Consider the following 10,708-nt stretch of genomic DNA (forward strand, 5'->3'; position numbering starts at 1 on the left):
CACCGTCACGTCTACGACCGGCACCTCGCCCGGGAGCGACAGCGCGTGCTCGGGCTGCTCGCTGACCCCGAAGCCAACCGGGTCGCCATCCTCGCGGCGCTGACCCGACTGCGGCAGCTCGCCCTCGACCCGGCACTCGTCGAGCCGGAGCACGAGGGGCGCGCCATGGCGGCCAAGCTCGAGCTGCTCGTCGAGCGGCTCCGCGAGCTCGACCAGGAGGGCCACCGGGCCCTCGTCTTCTCCCAGTTCACCGGCTTCCTGCGCCGAGCCGAGGCCGCGCTCACCGCGGCCGGGCTGCGCACCTGCTACCTCGACGGCACGACGCCGAACCGGCAGCAGGTGATCCGCCAGTTCCGCGACGGGCAGTCGGCCGCGTTCCTCATCAGCCTCAAGGCCGGCGGCTTCGGCCTGACCCTCACCGAGGCCGACTACGTCTTCGTCCTCGACCCGTGGTGGAACCCGGCCGCCGAGGCGCAGGCGATCGACCGGGCCCACCGCATCGGGCAGGACAAACCGGTCACGGTCTATCGCCTCGTCTCCTCCCGCACCATCGAGGAGAAGGTCGTCGCGCTCCAGGAGCGCAAGCGCGACCTCTTCCAGCGCGTCGTCGACGAGGGCGGCGCGCTCTCCGGTGCGATCAGCGCAGAGGACGTCAAGGCCCTGCTCGACCTGCCCTGACCGCCGCGCTCGCCCGGCCGCCGCTGCCTCATCGACGGGCTGAGGAAGGCTCCTGTCGGGTCACGACATGCACGGCATAGAGTGGTCGGAACCGACCTGTCTGCACGAAAGGAACGACACGTGGTCTACACACTCCCCGATCCCCCCTACGACTACGCAGCCCTCGAGCCGCACATCAGCGCGCGCATCATGGAGCTGCACCACGACAAGCACCACAAGGCCTACGTCGACGGCGCCAACGCGGCGGTCGCAAAGCTCGAGGAGCTGCGCGAGTCCGGTGACTTCGCCGCCATCAACGGGGTGGAGAAGAACCTCGCCTTCCACCTCGGCGGGCACATCAACCACTCCGTCTTCTGGCAGAACATGAGCCCGGACGGCGGCGGCCAGCCCGAGGGCGAGGTCCAGGCAGCCATCGACGAGTTCTTCGGCGGCTTCGACAAGTTCCAGGCGCAGTTCAACGCCAACGCCAACGCGATCCAGGGCTCCGGCTGGTCGATCCTTGCGTGGGACACGCTGGGCCAGCGGCTCAACATCATGCAGCTGTTCGACCAGCAGGGGAACGTCCCGGTCGGGCAGGTCCCGGTCCTCCAGCTCGACATGTGGGAGCACGCGTTCTACCTGCAGTACGAGAACGTCAAGGCCGACTACGTCAAGGCCTGGTGGAACGTCGTCAACTGGCAGGACGTCTCCGCGCGCCTCGAGCGCGCCCGCAGCACGCAGGGCCTCATCGTCCCTGCCTGAGCGTCCACGCGCTGAGCCAGCCACGAGGGCGGGCACCCGGATGTCGGGTTCCCGCCCTTCGCTTGTGCCGAGGCCCGGTTCGAGGTGATTACCGGTCAGTCGTGTCCGGGCATTACCTCGACCGGGGAGGCGGGCGGCCGGGTGAGCCGGTCGAGGACGGCGAGCAGCAGCCCCTCCCGGAGCTCGGCCGGCAGGACGTCGAGGAGCGCGTTGAGCGGCGCCATCCGCTCCGGGAGCGCGAGCGAGCCGTTCGAGCCAGTCATGCCGGCAACGCTGAGCAGGCCCATGAGGGTCTCCTCGTCCAGCAGCGCGGGGTCGACCGAACTCGCCGCGACGAGAAGCTCCTCGGCGGGGGCGACCGGACCCGCCGCGACCGCTGCATCCGTCGCCGCGCCGAGGTCCCGAGCCAGGTCCCTGACGGAGTCGAGCGTGACGGCGCTCAGGCTGAGGTGCAGCGTGGCCGGCAGGTCACCGAAGCTGAGCTGCGGCTGCGCGTACCAGCCGCGCGCCAGCAGCTCGTCCGAGATTGTGAAGACGTCACAGGTCTCGTCGGCGATGATCGCCAGGAGCGTCGAGTCCGGCTGCGCTGCAAGGGAAAGCTGAGGTATGTCGCTCACCGCGGCCGCGACGGCGAGGGTGGCGTCCCGCGCGCGCCCGGCGAGCAGGCGATAGCCGTCGAGCCCGATGTGCCGGACGACGGCCCAGGCCGCCGCCAGGGGCCCGCCGGACTTCGTCGACTGCATCGTCGTGTTGAGCATCGTGTAGCCGGGCCAGGCAGCCGACGCGTAGAAGTGGGTCCGGCGCAGGTCGGCGGACCGGTGGAGCAGCAGGGAGACCCCCTTCGGCGTGTAGCCGTACTTGTGCAGGTCCACCGAGATGCTCGTGACGCCGTCGACCGCGAAGGTCCACGGCTCCTGCGCGGGTTCCTGGTCGAGGAAGGGCAGGACCCAGCCGCCGATGCAGGCGTCGACGTGACAGCGCACCCCGGCGGCCTTGGCAGCGGCAGCGATCCGGTCGACCGGGTCGATGACACCGTGGGCGTAGGACGGTGCGGACGCGACGACGAGGACGGTCGAGTCGTCGATGGCGCCGGCCATCGCATCCGGATCGGCCTGCTTCGTCTTCGGGTCGACGTCGACAAGGACGGGCTCGACTCGGAAGTAGTGCGCGGCCTTGTGGAAGGCCGCGTGCGCGGTGGTCGGCAGCACCATCCGAGGGGCGGCGACGTCGGGCCTGGCGTCACGCGCGGCGAGGACCGCGAGCAGGACCGACTCGGTCCCGCCAGAGGTCGCCACGCCGGCGAACCCGCTTGGCGCGTCGAGCAGTTCGCCGGCCATCCCGACCAGGTCCTGCTCCATGGCGAGCAGTGACGGGAACGCCGTCGGGTCCAGACCGTTCGTCGACCCGAAGAGCCCGAGGACCTCACGACCGATGGCGTCGGCCTCGGCGAGGCCGGAGTCGTAGACGTAGGCCAGGGTCCGGCCACCGTGCGTCGGCACGTCGTGCGTCCGCAGCGCGGTCAGCCTGGTCAGGATCTCGTCGGCGCTGGCGCCCGTCATCGAGGCTCCACCTCTCTGGTCAGGGAGTAGCGGGTCAGGGTGATGAGGGAGAGCCCGACGAGGACCGCCGGCACCACCGAGAAGCCGACGACGATCGCGGTCAGCGCCGAGTCTGCCTGCACGACAACCACACCGGCGCGGGAGGACACGTAGCCCCCGAGAGCGAGCACAGCGGCATACAGCCCGGGGCCGAGGGCCAGCCCGAGCGTCTCCCCGGCGGTCCAGATGCCGGTGTAGACGCCCACCCGCGTGTGGGCGTCGGCATTGCGGCTCGCGACATCCGGCAGCATGGCGAGCGGGAACAGCTGCGCGCCGGCGTAGCCGACACCGACGACCGCGACGGCGGCGTAGACGACCGCGACCGGCAGGCCTCGCGCGAGGACGACGACGAGCGCACCGAGGCCGAGGAGGACCGAGGCGAGCAGGTAGCCGCGCTTCTTGTCGCGCCGGACGCCGTAGCGCTGCCAGAGCGGCGTGACGACGAGCGCCGGTGCCACGAAGCAGACGAAGAGGATCGTCGCGGACAGCTTCGTCCCGATGACCCATGTGGCGACGTAGTCGACACCGGCGAGCATTGCCCCGGTCGCGAGGGCCTGCAGGACGAAGGTGGTCAGCAACAGGCGGAACGGCCGGTCGGTTGCGATGATGCGCATCTGCGTGCCGAACCCGATGCCCGCAGCGTGCGGTCGGCGGACCGGGGCCGCCCGCGTCCCGTGCCAGGCCGCCCAGGCACCGAAGGCGATGAGGCCCGCGACGAAGAAGCCGACGACCCGGTAGCCCCACTCGCGACCCAGCGCGTCCCGGATCGCCGGGGAGGCGCCACCGCTGACGAGGATCGCGAGGGCGAGCACCGCGACCCGCCAGGTCATGAGCCGGGTCCGCTCGTCGTAGTCGTCGGTGATCTCGGCCGGCATGGCGACGTAGGGCACCTGGAAGAACGCGTACGCGGTGGCGCACGCGAGGTAGGCGACCGCGACCCAGGCCGCGCCGAGCCACATCGGGGTGACGGGGCCGAGGAAGAGCAGCGCGAAGGCGAGGGAGAGCAGCAGGCCGGCGCGGATGAGGAAGGGACGCCGGCCGCCGTCGCGGTGCTCGCTGCTGTCCGAGATCCGGCCGGCGACGGGGTTGAGCAGGACGTCCCACGCCTTCGGGGCGAAGACGATGACGCCGGCGAGGCCGGCCGCGACGCCGAGATGGTCGGTGAGGTAGGGCAGCAGGAGCAGCCCCGGGACGGTCCCGAAGGCACCCGTGGCCACGGACCCGAGCCCGTAGCCGCGGCGCACGGAGGCGGGCAGCGCCGTCGACACCTCAGCCATGACCGGCACAGTAATCCGAGTCCCCCTGAAGTGTCGTGATACGACACTGTCGCCGCGCCGATGTGGGTGGTTGATAGGCGGCCGCGTTGGCGTCAGAGTCTGGACGTGGGGCGCATGCACGAGCATGAGGTGTCGATCGACGAGTCGGTCGTCCGGTCCCTCGTGGCCGGACAGTTCCCCGACCTCGCCGACGCGCCGATCGTGCGGTTCGCGTCGGGTGGGACGGAGAACGCGGTGTTCCGCCTCGGTGACGACCTCGCGGTGCGCCTGCCGCTCCATGAGGACGCGGTGAGCGGCCTGGTCAAGGAGATCCGCTGGCTGCCCAAGCTGCGCCCGCTCATCCACCTTGAGGTGCCGGAGGTGCGCGCCACCGGCGTCGCCACGGATGAGTACCCCTTCCCCTGGGCGGTCGTGAAGTGGCTCGTCGGTGCCGATGCGCTGTCGGCCCCCATCCGCTCGCTCGACGAGGCCGCCGACACGCTGGCCCGACTCTGCACGGACCTCTGGTCCGCCGACCCGGCCGACGTCCCGCCACCCGACAGTGAGGGGTTCCAGCGTGGGCGGCACCTGTCCTATCGGGACGAGACGTTCCGGGCCGCGATCCTCGAGTGCGAGGGGCTCGTCGACGTCAGGGCCGTGACGCAGATCTGGGACGAGGCGCTCGCCGCCCCGCACTGGACCGGTCCGCCGCGCTGGGTCCACACCGATCTCATCCCGCCGAACCTGCTCGTGCGCGACGGCCGGCTCGTGGGCGTGCTCGACTTCGGGGGCGTCGCCACGGGCGACCCCGCCTGGGATCTCACGCCGGCGTGGTTCGTCCTCGATCCGCCCTCTCGGCGCCGCTACCGGCGACTGCTCGAGGACAGCGTCGACGACGCGGCCTGGACCCGGGCACGCGGGGCAGTCGTGTCGCAGGCGGTCATCGCGCTGCCGTACTACCTCGAGACGAACCCGACCATGGTCAGGGTGGCCCGGCAGGGCATCGAGGCGCTCCTCAGCGCCACCGAGTGAGGATCTCCTCCCGGTTGAAGGCGGCCCGAGCGAGGACGAAGAGGACCATGTCGACGGCCGCGATGATCCCGGCCAGCGTCAGCATCCCCGGTGGGTCGAGCGAGATGATCTGGATCTCGGACAGGACGTAGATGGCGGCGAAGGGGAGCGCGAGCAGGCCCGCGGCCTGCTGAGCCGAGCGGGTGTCGGTGGCCCGGACCGAGACCAGGACACTGACGAACACACTGAGCAGCGCGGACAGCGGGATGACGAGCCCGAGGATGATCCAGGCGGTCGGGTTGGGCAGGCCCGTCGTGGCCCCGGATCGGCCGACCTCCCGGTTCGCCAGGACGATGAACAGCGCGCCGCCGAACCACGTCACGACGACAGGGGGCACGAAGGCGGCGAGCGACTTGCCGAGCAGCACGTCGAGATCTGTGACAGGTGTTGCGAGGAGCGGCTCGAGACTGCGCTCGATCTTCTCCCCGACGAAGGAGTAGGCCGCGATCGCCGTGGGCAGCGAGGACGCGCCGATGACGAAGAAGAAGAGGAACGAGAGCAATAGGCGGGAGAGGATGTCCGGCGGGATCGCGCCCCCGCTCTTCGCGCCGGCACCGCGCAGGACGAGGCTGAGCCCGATCGCCGTGATGATGGGGAAGAGCGTGAGCGACAGCCGGATCGCGCGGCGGTGCAGGGCCGTTCGCAGGTCCTTGCCGGCAATCGTGACGATGTCCGCGCTGCTCACCTGCGCTCCTCGACGATCTGCAGGTAGACGTCCTCGAGGCTCTCACCCTGCGTCACGCCGGTGACCCGGCCGCCCGCGAGGACCACCGCCGTGACCAGATCGGCGACGGACGCGCCCAGGGGGAGCATCGCGGTGATCGACCGGTCGACGCTGGTCACCGCGCCGACGTGGCTCCGGATGTCGGCGGAGCCGCCAGCCCGACCGTTGCCGGCAGCGCCCCCGCACAGGGCCTGCGCCGCCTCCAGCACTGCATCGGTCACCTTCTCCAGGTCCACGGTGACGCGGCCGCCAGTCATCGAGGCACGCAGCTGGTCCGGAGCCCCGACCCGGAGCAGCCGGGTCCGCAGGATGCCGACGCGGTCACAGATGCGCTCGGCCTCGTCCAGCCGGTGGGTGTTGATGACGACTGTGTGGCCCCGGGTGCGCAGGTCGACGAGGAACTCGCGGACCGTGCGCGCCACCTCCGGGTCGAGGTTCGCCGTCGGCTCGTCGAGCAGGACGACCGGTGGGTCGTGCACGAGCGCCCGGGCGAGGGCGAGCCGCTGCTTGAGGCCCTTCGACAGGCTCGAGGCGGGCATGTCCCGGCGGTCCCACAGGTCGAGCCGGTTCAGCAGCTCCTCGATGCGCGCGGCTCGGACATCCGGGGCGAGGTGGTGCAGCCGGCCGAAGAAGTCGAGCGTCTGAGCGGCGGTGAGGTCGCCGTAGAGCCCAACCTCCTCGGGGAGCACGCCGACGAGGCCGCGCAGCCGCGGTGCCGCAGAGCGGTCCGTCACCTCGATCCCGCAGACGGTCGCCCGTCCGCTCGTCACTCCGATGAGGCCGGCGAGCATCCGGACCGTGGTCGTCTTGCCCGCACCGTTCGGACCGAGCAGTCCGAACACCTCGCCGTCGGCGATCTCGACGGTCAGCCCGTCGACCGCGACGGTCTTGCCGAAACGACGCGTCAGGCCCTCGACGGAGATCACGGCTCCAGCATGCGCCGCTTCTGCTGTGGATGGTCTATGAACAGTCCGCACATCTGCCGAGCAGTGCGGCATGCGAGGTGTCGAGGATGAACCCGAGCTCCTCTTGGAGCCGGCTCGCCACGCCCTCGAGCGCCTCGGGTGGGACGTCGAGCACCCGGCCGCAGCCGACGCACTGGACGTGCGCGTGGTGCGTGTGAAGGTGTCCGTATGCTGCTGCGCCGGCATCCGTCCCGCCCGCGGCCTCCCGCTCCTCAGCCTCGCTCGCCACGAGGTGGTAGACGGTCGCGGTGCCGCCGAGGTGCACGTGGGAGAGGACACCCGCGTCGGTGAGGGACGTCAGGGTGCGGTAGACCGTGGCCCGGTGAACAGTCGGCTCGAGGTCGGCGACCCGGACACCGATCTGCTCTGCCGTCAGGTGCTCGTCGGCTTGGTCCGCCGAGTCGAGCACCTGCAGCACCGCTCGCCGAGCGGGGGTGACCCGCTCACCCTGCGCTCGGAGCCGGTCGAGCGCAGAGGTGAGCCGGCGACTGGGAAGGACTGGGTCCACGAGTCGATGCTGCCACGATCGCGGCGCCGCGACGTCAGGCCCCGAAGTCCTGGGTCCAGTAGTACTTGTAGTAACCGCCCGTGGCGTAGCCGACCCCGATGTAGCGGTAGCCACAGTTGAGGATGTTGGCCTTGTGCCCGGGGCTGTTCATCCACGCGGTCATGACCCGGTCCGCGGTGGTCTGGCCCGCGGCGATGTTCTCGCCCCACATCCGGCCGGAGAAGCCGGCGGCCTTCATGCGCTGCACCGCCGTGCGCCCGTCGAGGCTCGTGTGCGAGAAGTAGTTCTTCCGAGCCATGTCGAGGCTGTGGGCCTGCGCGGCGCGGGTCAGCGCGCTGTTGACTACGAGCGGGCGGCACCCGACGCGGGCGCGCTGGGCGTTGACGAGCTGGACCACCCGCGCGGCGGGAGAGGTGGACACGGTCGCGGTCGCGGTGAGCGTGGTGGTTTTGCTGGTCGTCGAGGTCTTGGGTGCCGGCTTCGCCGCCGGCTTCGGTGCCGCCTTTGCGGGTGCCTTCGCCGCAGGCTTCGTTGCCGCCTTCACCGTCTTCTTTGCTGCGGGCTTGGGCGCAGCCTTCGGCTTGGGCGCGGCCTTCGGTGCCGGCTTCGCAGCCGGCTTGCTCGACCGAGCTGGGGCAGGACGGCTCACGGTCGCCACAGCCGCAACCGCCGTCGGCGCCGCGGCCTTCACGCCGGCCTTCGGCTTGGACGGCGCGGGCGCCTTCGGGGTGGTCTTCAACGCGGGGGCTTTCGGGCTGGCCTTCGGAGCCGCCGCCGCGACACGCGACGGCGTGTCGTGCACGGTTTCGGCGGTGGCCGCCGGTAACGTGCTACTCGACATCAGCACCGAGGACGGGACGATCGCCTCGCCAGCGGCCGAGGGTGTGGGGGCCTTGACGGACCCGCAAGCAGCGGTGAGGCCGACGATCGCGATCGTGAGGACAGGAACCACGCAGGCGCGTCGGCGGCCGGCGCGGCGCGTCGACCCGGGACTTGGTACGGGCATGTGACCTCCCCAAAGGTGTAGGCGCTCACCGTAGCGGCGAAATGCCCGTTTGTATGCAGGATGCGAAAAACGTCCGATTCGCCTGCCACCATTCATCCGGCTGAGCGGCATACGGCAGACTGGCGAACGTGCGCGCACTGACCAAGCTCACCGCGGGTCCGGGGCTCGATCTCGTGGAGCGTCCGGAACCCACCTGCGGGCCGACCGATGTCAAGATCCGCGTCCTGCGTGCCGGCCTCTGCGGCACCGACCTGCACCTGCAGGAGTGGGACGACTGGGCCGCGTCGACGGTGCATCCGCCTCTCGTCATCGGCCACGAGTTCTACGGCGAGGTGGTCGAGGTCGGCGACGACGTGACGAGCGTCAATGTCGGCGACCGGGCCTCCGGCGAGGGCCACATCGTCTGCGGCACGTGCCGCAACTGCCGGGCGGGCCGGCGCCATCTTTGTATCCGCACCAAGGGGATCGGCGTCAACCGCGACGGGGCGTTCGCCGACTACGTCGTCATCCCGGCGACGAATGTCTGGGTCCAGCCGCCCGAGCTCGACCCGGACCTGGGCGCGGTCTTCGACCCGCTCGGCAACGCGACGCACACCGCCCTCCAGTGGCCGATGGTCGGCGAGGACGTCGTCATCACGGGTGCCGGGCCCATCGGTGTCATGGCGGCCGCGATCGCCCGCCACGCCGGGGCGCGCTACGTCGTCGTGTCGGACGCGAGCGACTATCGCCTCGACCTCGCCCGCGACGCGGGCGCCGACCTGACCATCAACGTGACGCGCGAGTCCCTCGCCGACGCCCAGCGAAGCCTCGGCATGAAGGAAGGCTTCGACATCGGTCTCGAGATGTCCGGTGCCGCTCCCGCCGTCACCGACCTGATCGCGAACATGAACCACGGCGGGCGCATCGCACTCCTCGGGCTGCCCCACCAGGACTACGAGCTCGACTGGGGCAAGGTGATCACCCACATGATCACGCTCCGGGGCATCTACGGCCGGGAGATGTACGACACCTGGTACGCGATGTCCCAGATGATCGCGACGTCACAGGTCTTCCGCGAGGCGGTCGCACAGGTCATCACGCACCGCTTCCCCGCCGAGGAGTGGGAGAAGGCGTTCGCCACCGCTCGCTCCGGACAGTGCGGGAAGGTGCTCCTTGACTGGAGCTGAAGGGATTACGGGTATGCCGCTCAGCCCGGACTCGCAGGCACGGCCCCGTCCGCTGGTCCTCCTGCACGGCATCGGGCAGTCGCCGATCGCGTGGCAGGAGTTCGTCAGCGCATTCGGCCCGGGGCGGGCAATGCACGCGCCGTGGATGCGCGGGCTCAAGCCGAGCGACGCGGTCGGGTTCGACCTCGACGCCGCGGCCCTGGACGTGGCGAACCAGCTTGAGCTGCAAGGGATGAAGCAGGTCGACCTGCTCGGCGTCTCTGTCGGCGGCAACGTCGCGCTGCGGCTCGCCGTCGAGCGGCCCCAGCTGGTGGGCCGACTCGTCCTCGCCGGTGCGCTCGTCCGGCCCACGAAGGCCCAGCTGCGAATGCAGAAGCTCGCCCTGCGGATCGTCCCCGAGGGCAAGCTCGTCGACGCGGGCGTCTCCCGGCCGCGGATGCTCGCCGTATTCGACGCCCTGCGGACCCTCGACGAGACGAGCCGTCTCAGCCAGGTCCATGCGCCCGCCCTCGTCGTGGCCGGGTCCGGGGACCGGCTCGGTCGGGCCGCCGCGCAGGTGCTGGCCCGGGGCCTGCCGGATGCCCGGTTCGAGACGGTCGCCGGCGGCTCGATGCTGAACGACTCGTCCCCGAAGGAGCTCGCTGCCCTCGCCCACGCCTTCCTCGACTGACCCCTCCCCGTCGAGTGAGCGCTCCGCCCCTTCCGTACCAGCGCGCCCCACGTCGAGTGAGCGCTCCGTCCCTCTCGTCACAGGATGGGTGTGACTGCTGTGGCGGGGTGCTCACTCGACGTCGGGGAGCGGGCTTCGCGCCATACGGCGTGGCATCTGGCACCTGACGACTACTCCCCACCGACCGGTCAGTGGAACGCGTTGGGGAAGGCGCCGATGATGCCGTTGCTCAGCATGTCGGCCATCTGAAGGATGTGTGCGTGCACCGCCTCGTAGTCCGTCACGCTGGCGGTGTAGTTGCCGGCGAGCTCGTGCGCCGCCTCGG

The 10,708-nt window shown here is 70.8% G+C and carries 12 protein-coding genes; 6 read left to right on the forward strand and 6 right to left on the reverse strand.

Annotated elements, in window-relative coordinates; all coding sequences use genetic code 11:
* Both ACTHJJ_RS17780 and ACTHJJ_RS17785 read left to right on the forward strand, forming a co-directional pair.
* Nucleotides 1-678: DEAD/DEAH box helicase (locus ACTHJJ_RS17780; RefSeq protein WP_440304279.1), on the forward strand; the 678-nt coding region annotated here is incomplete at its 5' end.
* Nucleotides 679-798: 120 nt separating this feature from the next.
* Nucleotides 799-1,419 (forward strand): superoxide dismutase, encoded by a 621-nt coding sequence (locus ACTHJJ_RS17785; RefSeq protein ID WP_440304280.1) that lies wholly within the window; start codon nt 799-801, stop codon nt 1,417-1,419.
* Nucleotides 1,420-1,514: 95 nt separating this feature from the next.
* Here the strand turns inward: ACTHJJ_RS17785 and ACTHJJ_RS17790 are convergent, their stop codons facing one another.
* On the reverse strand, nt 1,515-2,978 hold the full coding sequence (locus ACTHJJ_RS17790; protein WP_440304281.1) for a pyridoxal phosphate-dependent decarboxylase family protein: 1,464 nt from the start codon (nt 2,976-2,978) through the stop codon (nt 1,515-1,517).
* A complete protein-coding gene (locus ACTHJJ_RS17795) occupies nt 2,975-4,294 on the reverse strand; it encodes an MFS transporter (protein ID WP_440304282.1) in 1,320 nt (439 codons plus the stop codon). The genes ACTHJJ_RS17790 and ACTHJJ_RS17795 overlap by 4 nt, the downstream gene beginning before the upstream one ends.
* A 114-nt stretch (nt 4,295-4,408) precedes the next feature.
* On the opposite strand from ACTHJJ_RS17795, the gene ACTHJJ_RS17800 reads away from it, so the two are divergent.
* Complete coding sequence (locus ACTHJJ_RS17800; RefSeq protein ID WP_440304290.1) at nt 4,409-5,305, forward strand: aminoglycoside phosphotransferase family protein; 897 nt, start codon at nt 4,409-4,411, stop codon at nt 5,303-5,305.
* Here the strand turns inward: ACTHJJ_RS17800 and ACTHJJ_RS17805 are convergent.
* The 4 genes from ACTHJJ_RS17805 to ACTHJJ_RS17820 are packed head-to-tail and all read right to left on the reverse strand — an operon-like array spanning nt 5,289 to nt 7,962.
* Complete coding sequence (locus tag ACTHJJ_RS17805) at nt 5,289-6,029, reverse strand: ABC transporter permease (protein WP_440304283.1); 741 nt, start codon at nt 6,027-6,029, stop codon at nt 5,289-5,291. The two genes, ACTHJJ_RS17800 and ACTHJJ_RS17805, sit on opposite strands and share 17 nt — an antisense overlap.
* A complete protein-coding gene (locus ACTHJJ_RS17810) occupies nt 6,026-6,994 on the reverse strand; it encodes an ABC transporter ATP-binding protein (protein WP_440304284.1) in 969 nt (322 codons plus the stop codon). Before ACTHJJ_RS17810 ends, ACTHJJ_RS17805 begins: the two co-directional genes overlap by 4 nt.
* 34 nt (nt 6,995-7,028) lie before the next feature.
* Nucleotides 7,029-7,541: a Fur family transcriptional regulator gene (locus ACTHJJ_RS17815; RefSeq protein WP_440304285.1), complete on the reverse strand. Its 513-nt coding sequence runs from the start codon at nt 7,539-7,541 to the stop codon at nt 7,029-7,031.
* 34 nt (nt 7,542-7,575) lie between these two features.
* Entirely contained in the window at nt 7,576-7,962 is a 387-nt protein-coding gene (locus tag ACTHJJ_RS17820; RefSeq protein ID WP_440304286.1) for a CAP domain-containing protein, read from the reverse strand.
* Between ACTHJJ_RS17820 and ACTHJJ_RS17825 the strand changes: the two genes are divergently transcribed.
* The 3 genes from ACTHJJ_RS17825 (at nt 7,955) to ACTHJJ_RS17835 (ending at nt 10,383) form a co-directional block, all read left to right on the forward strand.
* Nucleotides 7,955-8,551 (forward strand): hypothetical protein, encoded by a 597-nt coding sequence (locus tag ACTHJJ_RS17825; RefSeq protein ID WP_440304287.1) that lies wholly within the window; start codon nt 7,955-7,957, stop codon nt 8,549-8,551. The genes ACTHJJ_RS17820 and ACTHJJ_RS17825 overlap by 8 nt on opposite strands.
* Before the next feature lie 124 nt (nt 8,552-8,675).
* Complete coding sequence (gene tdh, locus ACTHJJ_RS17830) at nt 8,676-9,713, forward strand: L-threonine 3-dehydrogenase (protein WP_440304288.1); 1,038 nt, start codon at nt 8,676-8,678, stop codon at nt 9,711-9,713.
* A 13-nt stretch (nt 9,714-9,726) separates the two neighbouring features.
* Nucleotides 9,727-10,383 carry an alpha/beta fold hydrolase gene (locus ACTHJJ_RS17835; RefSeq protein ID WP_440304289.1) on the forward strand — a complete coding sequence of 219 codons (657 nt, stop codon included), beginning with the start codon at nt 9,727-9,729 and terminating at the stop codon, nt 10,381-10,383.
* Nucleotides 10,384-10,708: the final 325 nt, after the last annotated feature.

It is taken from the genome of Intrasporangium sp. (assembly GCF_051961875.1).
GTDB lineage: Bacteria > Actinomycetota > Actinomycetes > Actinomycetales > Dermatophilaceae > Intrasporangium_A.

Bases quoted from the DNA above. Each gene is read 5' to 3' on its own strand.
- ACTHJJ_RS17790 (WP_440304281.1), bottom strand. From the start codon at position 2,978: ATGACGGGCGCCAGCGCCGACGAGATCCTGACCAGGCTGACCGCGCTG.
- ACTHJJ_RS17795 (WP_440304282.1), bottom strand. From the start codon at position 4,294: ATGGCTGAGGTGTCGACGGCGCTGCCCGCCTCCGTGCGCCGCGGCTAC.
- ACTHJJ_RS17800 (WP_440304290.1), top strand. From the start codon at position 4,409: ATGCACGAGCATGAGGTGTCGATCGACGAGTCGGTCGTCCGGTCCCTC.
- ACTHJJ_RS17835 (WP_440304289.1), top strand. From the start codon at position 9,727: ATGCCGCTCAGCCCGGACTCGCAGGCACGGCCCCGTCCGCTGGTCCTC.